Annotated in this window: 25 protein-coding genes and 1 riboswitch; of the genes, 14 read left to right on the top strand and 11 right to left on the bottom strand. The window is 42.2% G+C overall.

The window, feature by feature from the left end:
- The first annotated feature begins 70 nt into the window (after positions 1-70).
- From QE404_RS02165 to QE404_RS02155, 3 genes are all read left to right on the top strand, one after another.
- Positions 71-553, top strand: coding sequence for a cytidine deaminase (locus QE404_RS02165; RefSeq protein ID WP_307445921.1), 483 nt, complete (start codon positions 71-73; stop codon positions 551-553).
- Between the two features lie 219 nt (positions 554-772).
- A riboswitch (cobalamin riboswitch) is annotated at positions 773-948 on the top strand.
- 31 nt (positions 949-979) lie between these two features.
- Complete coding sequence (locus tag QE404_RS02160; protein WP_307445920.1) at positions 980-2,806, top strand: TonB-dependent receptor plug domain-containing protein; 1,827 nt, start codon at positions 980-982, stop codon at positions 2,804-2,806.
- A gap of 12 nt (positions 2,807-2,818) precedes the next feature.
- Positions 2,819-3,865, top strand: a complete 1,047-nt coding sequence (locus QE404_RS02155; protein WP_307445918.1) for a hypothetical protein — start codon at positions 2,819-2,821, stop codon at positions 3,863-3,865.
- A gap of 232 nt (positions 3,866-4,097) precedes the next feature.
- Here QE404_RS02155 and QE404_RS02150 read toward each other — a convergent pair whose 3' ends face one another.
- The 9 genes from QE404_RS02150 to gldB all read right to left on the bottom strand — a co-directional run bounded on the left by QE404_RS02150 (position 4,098) and on the right by gldB (position 11,146).
- The gene (locus QE404_RS02150; RefSeq protein WP_307445916.1) at positions 4,098-5,519 is read right to left on the bottom strand and encodes a CCA tRNA nucleotidyltransferase; all 1,422 of its coding nucleotides are present in this window, start codon (positions 5,517-5,519) and stop codon (positions 4,098-4,100) included.
- A gap of 108 nt (positions 5,520-5,627) precedes the next feature.
- Positions 5,628-6,176: an L-threonylcarbamoyladenylate synthase gene (locus tag QE404_RS02145; protein ID WP_307445914.1), complete on the bottom strand. Its 549-nt coding sequence runs from the start codon at positions 6,174-6,176 to the stop codon at positions 5,628-5,630.
- Between the two features lie 200 nt (positions 6,177-6,376).
- On the bottom strand, positions 6,377-6,802 hold the full coding sequence (tnpA, locus tag QE404_RS02140) for an IS200/IS605 family transposase (RefSeq protein ID WP_307445912.1): 426 nt from the start codon (positions 6,800-6,802) through the stop codon (positions 6,377-6,379).
- 79 nt (positions 6,803-6,881) lie between these two features.
- Positions 6,882-7,262, bottom strand: a complete 381-nt coding sequence (locus QE404_RS02135; RefSeq protein ID WP_307445910.1) for a hypothetical protein — start codon at positions 7,260-7,262, stop codon at positions 6,882-6,884.
- Positions 7,263-7,333: 71 nt separating this feature from the next.
- Positions 7,334-7,837 (bottom strand): DinB family protein, encoded by a 504-nt coding sequence (locus QE404_RS02130; protein ID WP_307453681.1) that lies wholly within the window; start codon positions 7,835-7,837, stop codon positions 7,334-7,336.
- 61 nt (positions 7,838-7,898) lie between these two features.
- Entirely contained in the window at positions 7,899-8,345 is a 447-nt protein-coding gene (locus tag QE404_RS02125) for a GNAT family N-acetyltransferase (RefSeq protein WP_307445906.1), read from the bottom strand.
- Between the two features lie 71 nt (positions 8,346-8,416).
- A complete protein-coding gene (locus QE404_RS02120; protein WP_307445904.1) occupies positions 8,417-9,556 on the bottom strand; it encodes a cystathionine gamma-synthase in 1,140 nt (379 codons plus the stop codon).
- Positions 9,557-9,640: 84 nt separating this feature from the next.
- Positions 9,641-9,967 (bottom strand): gliding motility protein GldC, encoded by a 327-nt coding sequence (gldC, locus tag QE404_RS02115; RefSeq protein ID WP_307445902.1) that lies wholly within the window; start codon positions 9,965-9,967, stop codon positions 9,641-9,643.
- Positions 9,968-10,165: 198 nt separating this feature from the next.
- Positions 10,166-11,146: a gliding motility lipoprotein GldB gene (gldB, locus tag QE404_RS02110; protein WP_307453680.1), complete on the bottom strand. Its 981-nt coding sequence runs from the start codon at positions 11,144-11,146 to the stop codon at positions 10,166-10,168.
- A gap of 467 nt (positions 11,147-11,613) precedes the next feature.
- Here gldB and nadE point away from each other — a divergent pair, with 467 nt between their 5' ends.
- The 5 genes from nadE (at position 11,614) to QE404_RS02085 (ending at position 14,697) form a co-directional block, all read left to right on the top strand.
- Entirely contained in the window at positions 11,614-12,405 is a 792-nt protein-coding gene (gene nadE, locus QE404_RS02105; RefSeq protein ID WP_307445898.1) for an NAD(+) synthase, read from the top strand.
- Between the two features lie 79 nt (positions 12,406-12,484).
- Complete coding sequence (locus QE404_RS02100; RefSeq protein ID WP_307445896.1) at positions 12,485-12,985, top strand: ribonuclease domain-containing protein; 501 nt, start codon at positions 12,485-12,487, stop codon at positions 12,983-12,985.
- Entirely contained in the window at positions 12,985-13,620 is a 636-nt protein-coding gene (locus QE404_RS02095; protein WP_307445894.1) for a matrixin family metalloprotease, read from the top strand. Before QE404_RS02100 ends, QE404_RS02095 begins: the two co-directional genes overlap by 1 nt.
- Position 13,621: 1 nt before the next feature.
- A complete protein-coding gene (locus tag QE404_RS02090) occupies positions 13,622-13,909 on the top strand; it encodes a barstar family protein (protein WP_307445892.1) in 288 nt (95 codons plus the stop codon).
- Between the two features lie 191 nt (positions 13,910-14,100).
- On the top strand, positions 14,101-14,697 hold the full coding sequence (locus tag QE404_RS02085) for a Crp/Fnr family transcriptional regulator (RefSeq protein ID WP_307445890.1): 597 nt from the start codon (positions 14,101-14,103) through the stop codon (positions 14,695-14,697).
- A gap of 50 nt (positions 14,698-14,747) precedes the next feature.
- On the opposite strand, the gene pafA is transcribed toward QE404_RS02085, so the two are convergent.
- Complete coding sequence (pafA, locus tag QE404_RS02080) at positions 14,748-16,394, bottom strand: alkaline phosphatase PafA (protein WP_307445888.1); 1,647 nt, start codon at positions 16,392-16,394, stop codon at positions 14,748-14,750.
- 137 nt (positions 16,395-16,531) lie between these two features.
- Between pafA and QE404_RS02075 the strand changes: the two genes are divergently transcribed.
- Positions 16,532-17,101, top strand: a complete 570-nt coding sequence (locus QE404_RS02075; RefSeq protein WP_307445885.1) for a GNAT family N-acetyltransferase — start codon at positions 16,532-16,534, stop codon at positions 17,099-17,101.
- A gap of 68 nt (positions 17,102-17,169) precedes the next feature.
- On the opposite strand, the gene QE404_RS02070 is transcribed toward QE404_RS02075, so the two are convergent.
- Positions 17,170-17,538 carry a winged helix-turn-helix transcriptional regulator gene (locus tag QE404_RS02070; RefSeq protein WP_307445883.1) on the bottom strand — a complete coding sequence of 123 codons (369 nt, stop codon included), beginning with the start codon at positions 17,536-17,538 and terminating at the stop codon, positions 17,170-17,172.
- A 99-nt stretch (positions 17,539-17,637) separates the two neighbouring features.
- On the opposite strand from QE404_RS02070, the gene QE404_RS02065 reads away from it, so the two are divergent.
- The 5 genes from QE404_RS02065 to QE404_RS02045 all read left to right on the top strand — a co-directional run bounded on the left by QE404_RS02065 (position 17,638) and on the right by QE404_RS02045 (position 20,657).
- Positions 17,638-18,186, top strand: coding sequence for an NAD(P)H-dependent oxidoreductase (locus QE404_RS02065; protein ID WP_307445881.1), 549 nt, complete (start codon positions 17,638-17,640; stop codon positions 18,184-18,186).
- Positions 18,187-18,255: 69 nt separating this feature from the next.
- A complete protein-coding gene (locus QE404_RS02060; protein ID WP_294216642.1) occupies positions 18,256-18,381 on the top strand; it encodes a bacteriocin-like protein in 126 nt (41 codons plus the stop codon).
- Positions 18,382-19,345: 964 nt separating this feature from the next.
- A complete protein-coding gene (locus QE404_RS02055) occupies positions 19,346-19,762 on the top strand; it encodes a MarR family winged helix-turn-helix transcriptional regulator (protein ID WP_307445879.1) in 417 nt (138 codons plus the stop codon).
- A gap of 1 nt (position 19,763) precedes the next feature.
- Positions 19,764-20,105: a hypothetical protein gene (locus QE404_RS02050; protein WP_307445874.1), complete on the top strand. Its 342-nt coding sequence runs from the start codon at positions 19,764-19,766 to the stop codon at positions 20,103-20,105.
- A gap of 30 nt (positions 20,106-20,135) precedes the next feature.
- Positions 20,136-20,657 (top strand): NADPH-dependent FMN reductase, encoded by a 522-nt coding sequence (locus QE404_RS02045; RefSeq protein WP_307445872.1) that lies wholly within the window; start codon positions 20,136-20,138, stop codon positions 20,655-20,657.
- Positions 20,658-20,660: the final 3 nt, after the last annotated feature.

Genomic DNA, 20,660 nt, shown 5'->3' with positions numbered 1-20,660 from the left:
AGAAGTAATGTTATTGCCCACGTGATCGAAAAAAGCTAATTTTATGCCCCTTTTTTAATTCAGGGACCCTATGAAAAAAGAAACCCATATTCATTACGAATATTTTAAGGACAGAAGCGAGCTGAGCGGCATGGAGCAGCAACTGCTGGATAAAGCCAAAGAAGCCCGTGCCAAAGCGTATGCACCCTACTCTAACTTTCTGGTGGGCTGCGCCGTACTTCTGGAAAACGGGGAGATCTATATGGGCAACAACCAAGAAAATGCAGCTTTTCCTTCAGGACTATGTGCGGAAAGGACTGCCCTATTCTGGATTTCCGCAAATTTCCCGGATATCCGGGTGAAAAAAATCTTTGTGGTGGGCGGACCCAAGATCACTCAGGAAGCCCACCCGCCAATCCCTCCCTGCGGAGGCTGCCGCCAGAGCCTGATGGAGTACGAAACCAAGCAGCAGGAAAACATAGAGCTCTACTTTGCCAGCATGAACGATGAGGTCTATAAAGTAGATGCCATCAAAGACCTTCTTCCTTTTTATTTTGACGGGACATTTTTATAAATCATATTCAACGGGATACGGATATTTGTATTATGCACGCCAACACTAGCCCAGATAGGAGCGGTTACCCCGCAGCAAAACGGGCTTGTGCGGCAGCGCGAGGAGTATGAGCGGATAGCTGGAAATAGCTCCTGATCCTTTTTCGGATCTATCACTGCATGGTTTGCCTCAGTATTTTTCTTTCATGGCTGCATCATTTTGAATTTCAGCTTAAAAGTTTATCTTTGCAAAAATTTTGGTTTCCAATGTTTTGGAATTAATAGGGAATCGGATGAAAATCCCGAGCTGTCCCCGCAACTGTAAATCGCACAAAAAGTTCTGCACTACAGCCACTGTAACCACGGGAAGGCGCAGAATGCGAAAGCCAGGAGACCTGCCAGAATTATAATTAACAATCTATTGCTTTCGGAGGAAAAGCGAATGAGTATGAATATAAAAAAGTCTTTAGTAATAGCCTTTTCGGCTTACGGATGTTTTCTTTTCGGGCAGGAGAAAACCATAGATACTGTTTACATCTTCGACAGCCAGATGAGCAGGGTGAAACGTTTTCACCGGGTAAATGCCATCAGTACTGAAGACATCAGGAAAAACTCTTCCAGCCTCTCTGAACTTTTACGATTCCAGTCTCCCGTTTACATCAAAGAAAACGGACGCGGCGCCGTTTCTTCCCCTTCTTTCCGGGGAACGAGTGCAGGCCATACCGCCGTCGTTTGGAACGGCATCAACATCAATTCCAATTTCCTGGGTCAGGCAGACCTCAACAATATCCCTCTTTTCGGGTATGATCGGCTGGAAGTAAAATCCGGCGGCGGAAGCGTACAGTACGGAAGCTCAGCCATAGGCGGAAGCATCCACCTGAATGACCAGCTTGAATTCGGAAAAGGATTTCAGGGAAGCCTGTATTCGGAAGCAGCCTCATTCGGCACGTACATTAATTTTGCGAAAGCAGGGTTCAGCAATGACCGCTTCAGCTTTAAGGCATCTGCCAATTATTCCATCAGCCAGAATGATTATGAGGTAAAGGAAAAAGAGTATATCAACCGCAACGGAAGGTATTATAATACGACCTTCAACCTCGGGACTTCATATAAATTAAGCAGCCACCACATTATTTCCTGGCAGAGCCAGATGTTTGACGCATCCCAGCGCTATCCTATTTTTGTTGAAAACGGGAACAAAACAAAATACAACGCGCAGACTTTGCGAAGCCTTGTGGCGTGGGATTTCCGTCAAAGCAGCTTTACCAACAGCCTGAAAGCGGCTTATACAGAGGATAATTTCCAGTATTTCGGGGATATAGACCAACCGAAGACCAGCGGTGCAGACGGAAAAAACTACATCATCAAAAATGATCTCAATTATTTCATAACACCTAAGATCAACGTGAATGCCATCGGGGAATTCCAGGTGAATACAGCGGAAGGGTACCAGTCGGGCCTTGGCAGCATCAGAAGGAATATGGGTTCTGTAGCAGGGTTGTTGCGCTACTTCCCTACTGAAGACCTCCGTTTTGAAGCCGGTGTTAAAAAAGATTTTGTAGAGGATATCACTTCTCCCGTCCTGTTTTCATTTTCAGGAAAGTGGAATGCTGTGAAATGGTATAGTACCGGCATGAATGTTTCAAGGAACTTCAGGATCCCTTCTTTTAATGACCTGTACTGGAAACAGGGCGGAAACACGAATCTGGTTCCGGAAACTTCACTGAATGTGGATATGGACCATGAATTCAGGTTCGGAAGTTTAAAACTTACCCTGAGTCCATATTTTATGCATATCAAAAACTACATCAGCTGGCTGCCGACTCCTTATGGCTACTGGGCTGTCTTCAATACCTACAGGGTAGATTCATACGGGCTGGAATCACAGGTTACCTATGAAAAGCAGTTCGGAAAGCATGGATTAAAGCTGAACGGAGGATATACCTATGCCAGGTCCATCAACAAGCAGACGGACAAGCAGATGGTGTATGTTCCGATCCACAAAGCCGTAGCCAATATCGATTACCGCTATGATTTTCTCAGAGTATATGTCCAGGGACTGTTCAACGGGCTTACCTACACTACAACAGATGAAAAGAAAGCCGATGCACTGGACCCGTATTTCGTCCTCAATGCAGGGGTGTCAGGGACTCTGAACAAAAAATATACATTAGGGCTGAAGGTAAACAATATTACTGATACGGTTTACGAAACGGTATCTTATTACCCCATGCCTAAAAGGAATTACAGTATTTACGCAACCATTAATTTTTAAAATTTTAGTATAATGAAAATAACAAGACTCTTACAATTTATTTTTGCCTTCACCATCCTGTTTGCCGTATCGTGTAGCAGTGATGATGAAATAACCCAGGAAATCTACTATGGAAACGGATTCCTGCTTGCCAACGAAGGAAATTTCGGAAAGCCTAACGCTGATGTAACCTATGTAAGCAGCGACCTAAGCCTTAAACAGGACAACCTTTTCTCCAGCAACAACGGTGGAAGCAACCTTGGGGATGTACTTCAGACCATTGTATTCAACGGTGAAAATGCTTACCTCGTACTGAACAACACCAACAAAATCCAAATCGTTAACCGATATAATTTTAAAAACACGGGTGAAATCACCAACCAAATCAACCAGCCGCGTTATATGGCCTTTGCCAACAACAATATTTATGTAACCAATGACAAGTACGGCGGTGAAAAATATGTGACCATTTATAAAGCGGCTGACCTTTCTTTTGTAAAGAAAATTTCTTTTTCCAGCACTGATGCAGCCGAACGAGTGGTTGCTGCCGGAAATAACATCTTCGTGCAAAATGCATCTTACGGGTACGGAAACAAGATCACTTACATCAATACTTCCACCAACGATGTACAGGCAACGATCAACCTGCCGAATGGAAATATCAACAAGATCATTTCCGACAACCAGAACGTCTATGCCATTGCAGCCGGAACCTCAGATTCGTACATCTATCAGATCTCTGCTTCAGGAAGCATCACCAAGACGATCACGCTTACAGGTGTATCCAATGCGACCAATCTGGAAGTTGAAAAAGGCAAATTTTATTTTACCTCAGGAAACAATGTGTACACCATGGATATGAACGCTACAGCAGTACCTGCATCTCCCCTGTTCACGGTAGCCAACAGTGTTGACCAGTATTCTAACCTGTATGGATTCAACGTGGTTGACGGTAAGATTTTCACTTCCGATGCCAACGGATTTACGCAGGACAGCAAGATCAGCGTATACAATACTTCCGGATCGCTTATCAAAACCTTTACAGCAGGTAAAGCGACCAACGGATTCTATGCAAACTAAGGATAGCAGGTATTCCTGCTTGACTGCATTTTTTTATCATTTGTGTTTTTCCGGGCGGCTTCTTCGAAGCCGCCCGGATATTTTTGGCTGAGGACAATACCGCTGAAAGCCAGCCAGTGCAGAATGATTTTCGGACTAGGTGAAAGTCTGTATACCTGTCATGCGGAAGTTTTTAAGCATAAAAAAGCCCCTCATATTATGAAAGGCTGTGTGATCGATTATAATTTGTGAATTATACCACAGAAAGCCCTAGTTTTTCGGCCTCTGCAATCACAAATTTTCTGGCCTCTTCTTTTTCGTTGGAAATTTCACCTTCCAGGATGGCCTCCTTTACTTTTTCTTTTAAAATCCCGATTTCACGTCCCGGCTTAAGATTGAACATCTCCATAATCTCCTCTCCCGAAATGGGCGGTTGGAAATTCCTGACCTGGTCCTTTTCCTCCACTTCTCTGATCTTTACCGCAACATATTCGAAATTCTTCTTGAAACGCTCCTGCTTTCGGGCATTTTTCGTTGTGATGTCTGCTTTGCAGAGGATAAATAAGTCTTCCAGGTCTTCGCCGGCATCAAACAGCAGCCTCCTGAGTGCTGAATCGGAAGCATCATCGGTGACCAGGGCAATAGGGCGTGAAGAAAGCTTCACCATTTTCTGAACATATTTCATATCGTTCCCTAATGGCAGCTTCAGACGCTGAAAGAGTGTTTTCACCATCTTCGATCCTAGGAACTCATGGCCATGGAATGTCCATCCGGTGCCTTCAACAAATCTCTTGGTGGGTGCTTTTCCGATGTCATGCAGCAGTGCGGCCCAGCGCAGCCATAGGTTCTCCGTATGTGCGGAGATATTGTCTACGACTTCCAGGGTATGGTAAAAATTATCTTTATGGGTCTGTCCTTCCACTTCCTCAATGCCTTTCAGGGCAATCAGTTCCGGAATAATGAGCTGCAAAAGCCCGGTTTCCTCCATTAATCCTAATCCGACGGACGGCTTTACGGAAAGCATAATTTTATTGAACTCTACCATAATCCTTTCCATGGAAACGATCCTGATCCGTTCAGCTTCCTGCCGTATCGCATTCAGGGAGTCCGTCTCAATCCGGAACTGAAGCGTGGAGGCAAAGCGTATCGCCCGCATCATCCTGAGCGGATCATCGGAATACGTCTGCGAGGGTTCCAGCGGAGTCCTCAGCGTCTTATGTTCCAGGTCTCCTATTCCGTTGAAAGGATCGATCAGCTCACCGAAATTATCTTTATTCAGGGAAATGGCCATGGCATTGATGGTAAAATCGCGCCTTTTCTGGTCGTCTTCCAGGGTTCCTCCTTCCACTTCCGGCTTCCGGCTGTTTTCATGGTAGCTTTCTTTTCTGGCTCCTACAAATTCCAGTTCCAGGTCTTTATACCGGATCATGGCAGTTCCGTAGGTTTTAAATACGGAAACTTTCATTTTGGGATCGATTTCCGCAGCCACGTTTTCAGCCAGCTCAATCCCGCTTTGTTCCGTAACAAAATCAACATCTGTAGATGCTTTCCTTTTCATCAGGAGATCACGGACATAGCCGCCGACGATGTAAACCGACTGGCTGTTGCGATGGGCAACTTCGGAAATGATTTTAAACAGTTTAAGATTTTTATTTTGATTGAGGTTAATGAACATGTCTACGGATTAATTTAAAACCATTAAGGAATCAGGATACTGCGGTGTGCAGGATTCCCTGATGCCTTAATGGCTGAATTATGGTGCAAAGATAAGAAAATCTGTTTTTTACTCGCGAAGAACTTTAATCCTGTTATCGTTCCAGATTTTAATCACGGACGAGCCTGAGTATGCGGATACTTTTTCACGGTCTTCTTCCACGGCATAGTCTACCAGGCTGATGATTTCAGGAGAAATATCCGAAAACTTCATCGGGCTTTTATCTCCGCTGAAATTGGCCGATGTAGATACCAGCGGCCTGTTCAGTTTGGTGATCAACTTTTTACAGAAATCATTTTTTACAAGCCGTATTCCGATACTTCCGTCTTCTGCCAGCAATTCCTCTGGCAGCCCTCTCGGGTTTTCATATACGATGGTGACGGGCTTCTCGCTAAGGTCAATGATTTCCCAGGCCATTTCAGGAACATCCACCAGATCCTGGAGTCTTTTTTCAGATTCCACCAGGATGATCATGGATTTGTTCTTTTCCCGTTTCTTGATCTCAAAAATTTTATTCACGGCTTCCACATTGGTAGCATCGCATCCGATTCCCCAGATCGTATCAGTCGGGTAAAGAATGGTTCCGCCGGATTTTAATATGCTGATGATGTTTTCCATAAGTGAGTAATACCGGACTTCAGCCGGTTTTCAAAGATAAAAAATCTATGGATTTACGCCAAATGAATACCTTAAAAACAAAAGGAATGAAATTTCGTTTATGACTTTTGTTTGGTTATAATACTGCGAACTATGTATATCAATAGAACGGGCTTTAGCCCGTTTACCAAGAGAATTATTCCACCGGCTTTAGCCAAAACTTATTCAAAACCGTATTTCTCCTTAAACCTCAGGTATTCTTGTTCAAAAGTCTGTTTTGTATGGTGGATTTCCTGATTTCTGATGTAATTCCGTACCAGCTCAACCATAGATTTGGAAACGGAAACGGCAAAATATTCATCCTGCCAGGCAAATTTCTCCCGGGTCAGTTCATTTTTATTGATCCAGAAAGAAGACTCCCCTTTGATCAACTGAACAACTTTTTCTATATTCTGATTTGAGCCCAATGAAATTAAGCAATGGCAATGATCAGAAAATCCATTAACCATATCCACATAAATTCCTTTTTCCGAAGCATTTTCTTTAATGTGTTTCCAGACTTTGACCCTTACTGCTGAAGTATTGAAAAACGGAATTCTGTTTTTCGTCGAAAAAACAAGATGGATGTAAATTTTAATAAAAGGCATTTGTGTTATTTTGCCAAAAATATAAATTCTTTTTAAATTTTGGCTAAAGCCTGATGAATGGCATTACTGGGAAAACGGGCTAAAGCCCGTTCCTATTGATATTTTTTGAAGTCCAATTTTTTAATTTCAAATAAATTGAAGAAAATGCAGCAAATAAAATTGCTACCAGCCAAAGAAAATACCCTGAACTTAACTCAATAATCGGAGCGATTCTTCCGCTTTTGGTCATAGTCAAATTTTCAAAAGTAAGAAACAACAAAGCCAAAACAGAAGAAACAATAAGTGACAAAACAGCAGTATCAACTTTTTTCTTGTGCAGTAAAAACAAACCTGTAAAATAAAAAGGATTGGCCAGCCAAATACAACCTTCTGAAAGTCCTCCGCCTCCAAAATGCATCCAGCCGAATAATAAGGCGTAAAATGACGGATACTCAACCGTTCTGAAATATTGATAGGTCATACAATCTTGTGTCAGTGATATTAAAAATATGACTAAACTGATGAGGATTGCAATATGAATTTTACAGAATTTCACAGATTCGGCAAATACCTTTCCTCAATAATATTCAAATGATGCAGGTTGTGACCGACAATCAGTTTGCCAATGGTTTCAGCAGAAATCTGGTTTCCATTGGCAGTTCCGACAGTATTTAAAGCGGAAGCTTTCATCGTTTCCAGTAAAATTTGGGAGGACTTCCTGATTAACTGATATTCTTCAAGCAGGGAATCCAAATGCCTTTCATTAGCGAATGACCGACTGGCGTAAAGCTCTTCATCAAAGCCCGGTAATTCATTTTTGTCACCTCTACCAATGGCCAAAATGCGGTACTGGAAAATTCTTTCGGTGTCGGAAAGATGTAAAAGCAGTTCTTTCAATGTCCATTTTCCTTCGGCATAGGCAAAATGGGATTGCTCTTCCGAAAGTTTTGAATAGAGGGCAACCGTTTTTTCACCGGATGTTTGTAATTCTTTCACCCAGTCACCAGATGGAACCAAGTCTAAATATCGTTGGATATATTTTTGAAAATCTGTCATGTTTTAATAATTGTTAATGAGCAATGGGCAATGAGTAATTTTAAAATTCAGAATTGATCATTTAATCTTTATAATTTGTCCATTCGTAAAAATTGACTTCATCATAAAGTTCAAAGCCGCAGCTGGGATATAGTTTGTTTCCGATGTCGTTTGATTTTCCGGTTTCCAGAAGAATTCCGCAGGCATCCGTTGATTGTGCCATTTCTTTTGCCTGCTCAATCAGTTTTTTTGAAAATCCCTTTCCACGGTAACTTTCATTAACAAATAAATCGTTCAGCAGCCAGTAACGCTTCATTCTGGTAGAAGAAAACAAAGGATAAAGCTGCACAAAACCGACCAGTCTCTCTTCGATTTCAGCAACAAAAATTTTGGAATCTCCGTTTTCGATTCTTTCCGTTAAAAACTGTTCAGCCGCCGGAACATCTGAAGTTTTATGGTAAAAAATCCTGTACTGATCGAATAATTCAGACAGCTGCCCGATATCCTGAAGGGTTGCTTTTCTTGTCATGGTATAGGTAAAACTTTGTCAAAGTTATAAGCGGTAAAAATATAGCTTTGACAAAGTTATTAAGTTGTATATTAAGAAAATGCTCTTTCCAGATCAGCGATCAGGTCTTCTGCATCTTCGATACCTACACTTAAACGTACCAGGTCATCGGTGATGCCCAGCTCTGCACGTTTTTCAGCCGGAATGGAAGCATGCGTCATCAATGCCGGATGGTTGGCCAGGGATTCTACTCCTCCCAATGATTCGGCAAGGGTGAATACCTTCAGCTTCTCAAGAAAAGTAATGGCATCCTCTTTTTTTCCGGATTTAAAGGTAAAAGAGACCATGCCTCCGAAATCTTTCATCTGGGATTTTGCCAGTTCATATTGCGGATGGGATTTCAATCCCGGATAAATCACTTTGTCTACAGCAGGATGGGATTCCAGGTATTCCGCTACGGCCATTCCGTTTTCAGAATGCCGCTGAACCCTTAATGCAAGGGTTTTAATCCCTCTGAGCACCAGGTATGAATCATGCGGTCCAAGGATTCCGCCGCTTGCGAATTGGATAAAGTGCAGTTTTTCGCCGAGTTCGGCATCTTTTGCAACCAGCGCACCCGCAATGACATCGGAATGCCCTCCCAGATATTTGGTCGCGGAATGCATCACAATATCAGCGCCCATATCAATAGGCCTCTGAAGGTAAGGCGTAGCAAAAGTATTGTCCACAGCAACCAGGATATCTTTTCCTTTGGCAATGTCTACCACGGCCTTAATGTCTACCAGCTTCATCAGCGGGTTGGTAGGCGTCTCTACCCAGATCAGACGCGTTTTTGCGGTAATTTTATCCTCAATTTTTGAAACATCATCAAAATTCACGAAAGTGAACTTCAGCTGATACTTTTCAAAAAGACGGGTAAACATCCTGTAAGTACCGCCGTAAAGGTCATCTACAGCGATAACCTCATCTCCGGGATTAAGCAGTTTAAGAACACAGTCGATCGCGGCTAATCCGGAACCGAACGCCAGTCCTCTTGCGCCGTTCTCAATGCTGGCCAGGGAATCTTCCAGAGCCTGTCTGGTAGGGTTGGCCGCTCTTGAATATTCGTAACCGGAATGTACTCCGGGACTTTTCTGAGCAAATGTTGAAGTCAGGAAAACGGGAACATTAACGGAACCGGTTGCCGATTCGTGGTGCTGTCCCCCGTGTATTACTTTGGTGTTGAAATTCATTACTTTATAATTTACCAATGTATCCATGTAACAGTCGAGCAATCATCGTTACATTATTACATTTTTAGATTGTTATATTAATATTTACATTTTTATTGCTGATTTTACAGCAAATTCCTCTGCAATCTCCTCCATCCACTGGGCTACATCTTCTTCCCCGGTGGCGCGCTGATAGGTATTCCCGAGAGATACAAGGATCTGGTGAATGAACATCTTCATCTGGTCCACCGGCATTTCCTTGGTCCATAAGTCGATTCGTAGAGCTTCCATGGTTTTGTCATCCCACACGGAAATCATGGTGGCTTTCGTTTCTTCCTTTTCTACTCCTCCGTCCTGCGCATTCCAGGTAATATTTTCAGGGATGTGGTTTTCATCCAGCTCAACATCTATCGTTATCTGAGTCTTTCTCATATCCAATTTTAAATTTAAGCAAAGTTAAATACTTCTTGAGCTTATCCAAAATTTCCACGGGATTATCTTTACCTGTAAAATCTGTTAGAAAAGAAATTTTTCATCGAAAATAGTCCGGTATAAAGGTCAGGTTACCGATCAGGATGAATTCTGGACATAAAAAAAACCTCCGTAAAGGAGGTTATTATTATAGTAGATTTAATTTTTAGGCTTGTATCCGGACGCATTAAAGATCGTAGTGGCATCCAGTTTCAGGAAATCGGATAACTGGGTATCCGGTTTTTGTTTCAGATAGGCTTTACAGATCTGCCATCCGGTGAAAATCCCGATCTGGGGGGAAGATTCATTATCAATTTCGGTGTAGAATTTCGAAAAAGGCCCCGGAGAAATAAAGCGTCCTGCCAGCCTGGGATCTTCACTGAAGATCAGGTTGCTTTCCACAAAATAGTTCCATATGTTGGCTTCGTTGCTTTTTGCCCATTCATACTGTTTCTGCGTGTAGTTTATTTTCAGGTAATCCGGATAACCGGGAAGGAAAGCATCCTGCAGGATCATCAGTTTTCCGTTGTAGACGAGCTGATCGATAAATTTCTGATGATCGGTTGACGGCGGAACGGTATTTTCAGCAAAAATCTGGGAAACCTTAGGAACGATATTCTGCGGATTCATAGATTTCTGGAAGTATAGCTCAAGTCCCTTGTAGTGAGCATTCCCATCTCCCATAAAGCCTGTGATGTCAATGAAGATCTGGTTCCCCTGAGCATCATAAATAATCGGATCCTGCACCATCTGGAGCGCAGATGAAAACAGGTACACTTTAGGGGCACTGAATTTCGGGAAATAATAGCGGATATGGGAAAATAGTTCTCCAAGATCTTTCTGAAGCTTCTGCTGGTCTATTTTAGCCACCGCTTCTTTGTAGATCTTAATTTCGTTGGCATCCGACCTTCTTTTGACGTAATCCTCATCGGTAACCGTTCCCTGAAACCATGGAAATTCTGCTTTAAACTTTTCCAGAGAGATATTAGGATCATAAAATTCCTTTGAAATATCGGTCACTTCTACTTTTTCAACCGGGTTTTTCAGTTCTACCTCCCATTGGTTACCGGATTCTTTTTTGCAGGAAACCAGTCCGGAAGCAATAAGTAATGCAAGTGCGGAAATTCTTAAAATTTTCATGAGTATGATAAACATTTAAGGCGCAAAAATACATATTAAGCATCATATAATGCTAAAAAATAAATTTTTCTCACCCTTGTCTTGCTACTGATTTCAAAAGCTTAGTGATCATGCATTTCTTTTACCTTCTTTCAGATTAAAATTGCCTTGCAGAACAAAATTTTGCCCCGTCACTACAAGGATAATTGAAGACTTAGCAGTATATTTGAATGGAAAAAAATGGTTCCGGAATATAATGATTGCTAATAAATGAAGAATTATTCTGATCGGAAGGTATGAAAAATGAGCGGCATATTTTTACCTGGGTTGAAAGAGATTGATTACGGGCACCTCTTTTAATTCGGTTCAGCATTACATCACAGCCGGTACCAGAGAATTTTGGCATTCCTTTTCCATTTCATTTTCTATGGTAGAATGAGACATGACGGAGCCGTAAAATTTAAATCAATATAAAACATAATTATATAATGCAGACACAGAAAATAATAGACCATATTGTCAACTGGCTGAAGGATTATGCCGTAAAGGCGAATGTGAAAGGATACGTCATCGGAGTTTCCGGAGGAGTAGATTCCGGGGTGGTTTCCACGCTTTGCGCGATGACCGGACTGGATGTACTCGTTATCGAAATGCCCATCCGTCAGAAGCCAGACCAGGTGAACCGTGCCCAGGAACATATTGAACATCTTAAAAAAAGGTTTCCCAATGTTCAAGGCCACACGGTGAACCTGACGCCTGTTTTCGAAAGCTTTGAAGGAATTGTGAGCGACCATGCAGAAGGAAATGCCAATAACAACCTGGCTCTTGCCAATACCAGGTCCAGATTCCGGATGCTGACGCTGTATTATTTCGGCCAACTTCACGGGCTGCTTGTATGCGGTACCGGAAATAAAGTGGAGGATTTCGGAATCGGGTTTTATACCAAATACGGCGATGGCGGCGTAGATGTCTCCCCTATCGCAGATCTTTATAAAACGGAAGTATATCAGCTGGCCAGAGCACTGGACCTGATTGAAAGCATTCAGAATGCCATTCCTACCGACGGGCTGTGGGATGCCGAGAGAACGGACGAAGACCAGATTGGTGCTACCTACCCAGAGCTGGAAAAAATACAGAAAGAGTACGGCACAAAAGCCGTTGAAGAATATGAAGGCCGTGACAAAGAAGTGTTCATGATCTTTGACAGAATGCATAAAGCTGCACGCCACAAAATGGTACCCATCCCGGTTTGTGACATTCCTGAAGAATGGAAGCAGTAGGCAGATATGTGGTATCTGTATAAAAGCTTGACAAAAATCCAGGAAACTGCTATATTGCCTTACTTTTAATAAAAAGCACATGAACAGTAAAATACGGTCACTTTTCTTTATACTGGCGGGATTTGCAGTGGGAATGCTGCTGATGTACGGTATTACTTCTTTTAAAAACGGAAGAACAAATCATTCCCATACCGCTTCTGTTGAATACGGAAGCGCATCCGGAACTTCTGAAACCAATACGGGTACTCAGCAATCTATTGAGGAACTCACAAGGGACCAGACCGTTACGCAATATGTAAAACAGAACCACCGGCTTCCCGACTTCTATATCACCAAGAAAGAAGCCAGGGCAAAAGGATGGAACCCCTCCCAGGGAAATCTCTGTGAGGTTTTGCCAGGAAAAGCGATCGGCGGGGACCGTTTCGGCAACCGTGAAGGAAGCCTTCCTCAGGGAGCAGACTATTATGAAGCAGATGTCAATTACCGGTGTGGCGGCAGAAATGCTGACAGGATTGTTTTTACCCGGGAAGGAGACGTTTACCTCACCAAGGACCATTATAAAAGCTTTAAGAAGCAATAATGATACGGAACTCTATCGCGTCAGCCTTCAACCGGTGGCTGTATGCAGGAGCATATTGCTGCCTGATTGTACTCCTGTCCTGTTCCGGAAAAGCTGAAAAAGCAATACCGGACCATCCCTTAAGCATTCTGGTTCAGCCGTTTGCAGATATCGATCCTGCCAGGGTTGCATTTGTTACTTCGGAGCTGAAAAAAGTGTATCCGCACGTAAAGGTACTGCAGCCTATAGATTTGCCGGATCATGCTTTTTATCCTGAAAGGAACCGTTACCGTGCAGATTCCCTCATCAGGTTCCTTCACGACAGGACTCCGGCAGGCAGAGTCACGATCGGACTTACTTCTAAAGACATCAGTGCCGCCAAAGGAAATATCAGAGATTACGCAATCATGGGCCTGGGCTACAGGCCCGGAAATGCCTGTATAGCATCTGCTTTCCGGCTTAATAAAAATAAAAAGGATGAACAGCTTTTTAAGATAGCAATTCATGAACTGGGGCATACGCAAGGATTAAAACATTGTCCTGTAAAAACATGCTTTATGAGAAATGCCGGAGGCAAAAACCCTACTGATGAGGAAACCGGTTTCTGCAGTAAGTGCCAAACTTTTTTAATGAACAAAAAATGGAAATTTATCTGATATGAAGAATATATATATTGATTTCAGCGACATAGGAGATGATGAAGACTTTTATGCGCAACTGAAGGAAAAATGTCCGCTCCCTGAGTATTTCGGGAATAACCTGGATGCATTGTACGATGTTATCACCGGCGGACTGGAAATGCCCCTGAACCTGGAATTTGTGAATATGACAGTTGACCAGCTGGAGACTTTTGAAGATCTTCTCACTACGCTGGAAGAGGCGGAGGAAGAAGTAGAAGGCTTTACTTTCAGCTATTATCTTGAACAATATGAAGATGAAGAATAATTCATATAGTCAGCTTTAGCAGGCAAGCGGTTTTCCAGTCGGGGAACCGCTTGCTTGTTTTATAGAAAGACAACTGTGTAAACCTGCTTTAAAAGGGAAAATTTTACAGTTAAGAAGCCTTTTTGTGGTACATTATTATTTGGTTAACATAATATTTATTTAATACCTTTATAGAAAATAATATAACACTTATGGTTATTTGTGAAAACTTGCTGTTTTCTCATGGAGCAAAAATTCAGAATTATAAATCAGGTGAATTTATCTTTCACGAAGGAAGCTCTACAAAATTTTATTTTCAGATTAAAACCGGAACGGTAAAACTCACCAATTTCCATGAAGATGGTAAAGAATTTATCCACGGGCTTCCTTTTGAAGGCCATTGTTTTGGCGAAACATATCTTTTCACCGATAAGGAGTACGCCGTTAATGCTATTGCGGTAACGGAATGTGACATCATTAAAGTGGAGAAAAGCAGGTTTCATGATCTTATTTCCCAAAAGCCGGGCCTGATGCTAAGCATCTATAGATACACTGCAGACAGGATGCATTATAAATATGTGATGTCTGCTCCCCTTTCTATGATGAACCCTTTTACCAGGTTGAAAAAATTCTTTGACCACATTAAGGTATATTTCGGGTACAAAGAACCGTACTCGTTCTTTATTCCGTATACCCGGCAGCAGCTGGCTGCAATTACGGGATTACGCACCGAAACCGTGATACGGACCATCAAAAAAATGGAACGGGAAAAGCTGGTGAGGCTTGACAACAGTAAAATATATTATTAAAATAAAAAATCCTTAACTGTTAAAGCTAAGGATTTTTCATTGAGTATCTATTACCTGCCGATCACTTCCGTAATCGGATTACCGATGCTTCCGCTCGGAAACTGGATTTTAAGCAATGCAGAAACCGTAGGAGCAATATCGGTCATGTTATAGGCTTTGTTGCTTTCACCATGTTCAATTCCCCATCCCATAAAGATCAGAGGAATGTGTGAGTCATAAGAATTCCAGACGCTGTGAGAAGTTCCGGTCTTCGCATAGGAAGGCAGCATGGAATCGTGTGCAACCAGCTGGATATCCCCGCTTCGCTGCCTGTTGATTCCGTTGATAATCCTTTGCTTGATCGGTTCCGGAATGGTAGCCTGCTGCACTTTCAGCACCGATACAGCGTAGAGGTCTGCAGGGTCTTTCTCGATCTCAGTTACGGCAAAATCCACGACATCTTCAAGTTTCAGCTGATGCTCTGCCAGCAATTTGCGGTCAAAATAAATCTGATAGTTATCAATGGCATTGATGAGGTTGTCTACCCCGAATTTTTCTTTCAGCTTCAGGTTGATGTCCTTCTGTATTGTTTCCCCAAAGAATCCCGTGTTGATTTTATGTTCCAGCAGGAAGCCTTCTGAGTGGGCTCCACCGTGGTCTGCGGAAAGGAAGATGGTATATTTCCCCTTACCTACTTTCGTATCCAGATAATTAAAGAACTCTGCGAGGTCACGGTCCAGCCTCAAGTATACATCTTCCACTTCAATGGAATTAGGGCCGTATTTATGGCCTGCATAATCGGTAGAGGCAAGATTGATCGCCAGGAAATCGGTAATCTGATCCGCACCCAGCTGTTCTCCTGCAATAGAAGCCTCTGCCAGCTTGAGGGTAAGGGTGTTCCCGAAAGGAGTATAACGGATGTTGTCTTTTTTAGTCTGATAATCTTTCGCCAGGTTAGTGTAAGGAAACGTCGGGGTTTTAGCACTTCCCAAAAGCCCTTCCCAGGAGGAGTTATCCGGGCTGCTCTCGGTATATTCGCTGATCGGCAGCAAGGTATTCCAACCTTTGGCAACCAGCTGGTCCGGAAGGTTTTGAGCATTGAACGACTTGATCCACTGAGGCAGGTCATTCATGTACCAGGTACTGGTCACGAAATTCCCGGTAGAATCATCAAACCAGAATGCACCATTCGGCGTATGGCCTGCCGGAAGGATCGATGCCCTATCCTTTAATGACACCCCGATTACCTTTCCCTGAAAATTGGTCGCCAGCTTCAGTTCGTCGGTGACTGTGGTGGACCATAGGTTTTTCGGGGAATGGCTTCCTATTTTTGTATTGGTGGTACCTACCGGCTTTACGTTTTCATCGGTGGTACAATATACATTCTTTCCGGTTTCCTTATCGGTCCAGTCGTTCCCGGCAATCCCGTGAATAGCCGGTACAGAACCTGTATAAATACTGGTGTGGCCTATCGCCGTTACGGTAGGCACATAATTGATGTGGACATTATTTAATGAATATCCTGTATTTAACAATCTTTTGAAACCGTCGTTACCGAATTTATCGTAAAAACGGTACAGATAATCCCAGCGCATCTGGTCCACCACCAGACCAACCATCAGTTTCGGCCTTTCCAGCTGTGTATTTTTATTCTTCTGAGCATTAATTGTGATTACGGACAGTACAGTGGCCGCCGCAAACGAAATTTTCCTAAGCATCCCGTATATTTTTTTATTGTTCCGCAAATTTACAGGTTTTACAAGTTTATAAATGTGAAATTTTATTTAAATTTAGGGCCAGTATTGTACCGCTTTATTTAAATACAAGACAGGAGGTGTCCTGTCAATCCATCATTATGCACGCACATAAAATTGATCCGGAAGGATTTCTAGACATCAGGTCATTGGGGAAACTCAATTATGATCCTTTGCCCGATTGGGGGCTGAATGGCTACAAAACAGACAAAATCCTTGCTGTATGCAGCATAGAAACCCCCAATGAATTTGAATTGATCTTAAGGGAAAAGAAGCAGTCCTATCAAAAAGACTGGAAACAACAGTATGACATCGAGATGCTGAATGCCATAATCAGTGAAGGCCACTCTTTCGGGGCATTTTACCAAAGTGAGCTCATAGGCTGGGTCATCTGCCGGTTCAGGGCAGACAACCGAAGCCTGGTCATAGAAAATATGCTGGTGAGCGAACCCTTCAGGGGGCAGAACATCGGAAGAATGCTGATCAAGGCTGCTAACCGGGAAGCACGCTCTCTAGGCTGCCGGATGGTAGAACTGGAAACGCAGAATACCAATTACCCTGCTGTGGAATTTTACCGTAAATGCGGTTTTTCCATTACGGGATGGAATTCAAAACGCTATGAAGACGCTACTGAAACCGCGGTTTTCATGAGCTATGACCTTATAGACTAACTTTATTTACTGCCTATCGAAACAAAACGACTCTGAACCCAATTCCATAAACAGCCTGCAGAATACTCCTATTCTGTAAAGGAGCCTTTTTCTTCTGCAATCCGGTTTCCCCATTGTGTAATGGCATCAAGGACCGGGACAAAGGTTTTCCCAAAGGCAGTGAGTGAATACACCACTTTTATGGGCGGCTTTTCCCCGAAAACCTTCCTGGAAATCAGGCCATCCTTCTCCAGCTGCTTCAGCTGGAGGCTCAGCGTCATTTCCGTGACGGAAAAAAGTTCTTTCCTGAGTTCACTGTATCTCTTCTCTCCATCTTTCAGATGGTAGAGGATAACGGTTTTCCACTTCCCTCCTACCAGATCCATGGCAAGGCTTACCGTGCAGGGATATACTTTCTCTCCTAATTTTACCTGGTTGCCGGTACATTCTTTTTTCATGTTTTCCCACCTATCCAATTGGATAGTTATTGCAAATGTAACCGACTCAAAATAATTTTGCAACTATCAAATATATAGTTATCATCTAAATTTTACACTATGGCACTCCTTATCCTCGGGCATCCCGATATAGAAAAGTCACTGGCGAACAGGACGATTATTGAAGAACTTAAAAGCAGTCATCCGGCACTGGAGATCAGGAACCTGAGCATGCTTTATCCTGATTATAACATCAATGCAGTGGCAGAACAGGAAGCCTTGTTGCGGCACGATGTGGTGATTTTCCAATACCCGTTGTACTGGTATTCAATGCCGGCTATTTTAAAGCACTGGTTTGATGTGGTGTTTGAATACCAGTTTGCTTACGGTTCCCAAGGCGATAAGCTCAAAGACAAATATTTCATCCCAAGTTTTACGGTGGGTGCTCCTGAACGTGAATACAATGCTGTGGGGGAACATCATTTCAGGGTACATGAATTCTGCAAAAACCTGGAGCAGACTGCCTATTATACCGGAATGAAATATGTAGACCCAATATATTTCCACGGAACCTCTGTAAATGCGGGATATACCGAAGAAAGCATCAAAGCCAAAGCAAAAATCCATGCACTGGCACTGGCAGAAAAACTGACTGAATTCCAAAATTAAATCACATCACTATGGATTAATTGATTTTTTGTTTATATTAGTGATCAGCAAATTAAAATATTAATCAATATGAAAAATCTAAAAAAATTAGACAAAAAAGAATTGTCTGCGATCAAAGGTGCAGGTCCGTACTGCATGGAACCTAAAAGAATTTGTGAGGAATGGGAAACAGGCTGTGGATGCGTTTACCTTTAAAATTCCAGTAAGAATTAGAGGGCGGTTTTTACCGCTCTTTTTTTATGGTTTCCAGGTAACAGAAGTAAGTATCGGATATTGTTAAAGATTGATTTTTAAAACTACTGTGCTCTTCTGTTTTCAAAGCTTTTATCTTCAACATTCTTATGTGTTAAAAAACTTTTGCAACTGTTGTGGTTTTATTCTTACCCTAATTCTACTATTCTCTGCCCGTATGTTCAGTAGCCGAACCTTTAAATCAAAGATATTGAGTTCATTGATGCTCGCAGATGAGCAGATCAAGCAGATTCTTTATCTGCATTAAAAATATACGATTTTTAAAACTAATGTGCTCTTGTGTTTTCAAAGCTTTTATCTTCAACATTCTTATGTGTAAAAAAACTTTTGCGACTGTTGTGGTTTTATCCTTACCTTAATTCTACTATTCTCTGCCCGTATGTTCAGTAGCCGAACCTTTAAATCGAAGATATTGAGTTCATTGACGCTCGCAGATGAGCGGATCATACAGATTGTTTCCCAGCATTTAAAATCTACGATTTTTAAAACTAATGTGCTCTTCTGTTTTCAAAGTTTTTATCTTCGTCATTCTTATGTGTCAAAAAACTTTTGCGACTATTGTGGTTTTATCCTTACCTTAATTCTACTATTCTCTGCCCGTATGTTCAGTAGCCGAACCTTTAAATCAAGGATATTGAGTTCACTGACGCCCGCAGATGAGCAGATCACAAAGATTGTTTCCCACCATTTAAAATCGTAGATTTTTAAAACTGATGTGCTCTTCTGTTTTCAAAGCTTTTATCTTCAACATTCTTATGTGTCAAAAAACTTTTGCGACTGTTGTGGTTTTATCCTTACTCAGCCCCACTCCTACATTCAAATTCATTGATTTTCTTAAAAAAACAATTTTTTATTTAGCCGGCTAAATAAAAATAAGTATATTTGTGATGTTATTCATTACAAAACTATGGAATATATCGGCAAAGAACTCCTGTATCTGAGCAAACAGCACCGTGCACTACTGGCCAAAAGGCTTTCCGGCATTCAGCTTTTCCCAGGGCAGGACGGGCTACTGTACTATCTTTCGCTCCAGGACGGGCAGTCTATGAGTTCTCTGGTAGAAAAGCTTCAGATACAACATGCTACCCTCTTTAAAATGGTGGAACGGATGACCAAGGAGGGTCTCCTGAAAAAATATAAAGATGCTGCCGATATGCGTACATCGGTTATTTATCTGACTGATAAAGGAAAGGTCAAGCTGGAAGAACTGGCCATCATATGGAAAGAGATCGAGCTGACCCTGTCCAACGGGCTGTCTGCAGAAGAGAAAAAAAGCTTTTTCAAAATTTTACATAAGATCAGCAATAACATCAATCATGCTTAATATGAAAACCTTCATATGCCTTTTAAGGACAGAGCCCGAACGCCTGACACAGACACAGATCGAGAAACTTGGCAGCCTATGGAAGATGTTTATCAGCAGGATGATACAGAATAATCAGCTCCTGGAAATAGACATTTTTCGTGAGCCCGGAGCAGTCATACGGGAAGATCACCGTCCATTTTTTGGTTATTATTCTGATGAATACAAGACTTCTGTTACCGGGTTTATAAAGATTTCCTGCGAAAACCTGGAAGCTGCCATAGCGTTATGCAATATAATGCCAACCATTTCGGCAGGCGGAACTATTGAGGTAAGGGAATTGCAGGAAGCAAAAATTTTTTGAGCAAATACTTAGCCGACTAAATAAAAAATTATGATACTACTTTTTGCAGGAAGCAACAATCCTTATTCCATCAATCATACCGTACTAGAATGGATTTCGGGACTGATGGACACCAACCGTACTGAGCTGATTAAACTCAGTGATTATGATTTCCCCATGTATTCCCTGATTGCGGAAAAAACGGGATTTCCGGATAGCCTCCGCAGGATCAGAGAACAGATAGAGCTGGCATCCGCACTGATCTTGGCAGTTCCCGAGCATAACGGTTCTGTACCGGCTTTCTTTAAAAATATGCTGGACTGGTTATCGCGCTATCGGCCAGAATACAGAATTTTTTCCGGTAAAAAAGTATACATCCTCAGTGCATCGCCTGGTTCAGGCGGTGATAGTGCCGTGCGCCACATGAAAGATATCCTTGCCAGGATGGGTGCAGTGGTAGAACATTCTCTGGTTATCCCTGATTTTTACCGCCATATTGAAACAGACGGAAAAAGCAACTTACCGGATGATGCCCTGAGACAACAGTTATTAACATTCATCAATAAAATCTAAAAA

Origin of the sequence: Chryseobacterium camelliae, assembly GCF_030818575.1 — a bacterium.
In the GTDB taxonomy this organism is placed as follows: Bacteria; Bacteroidota; Bacteroidia; order Flavobacteriales; family Weeksellaceae; genus Chryseobacterium; species Chryseobacterium camelliae_A.
The sequence above is the reverse complement of the archived record's forward strand: the minus strand, read 5'-3'. Positions and strand labels throughout refer to the sequence as shown.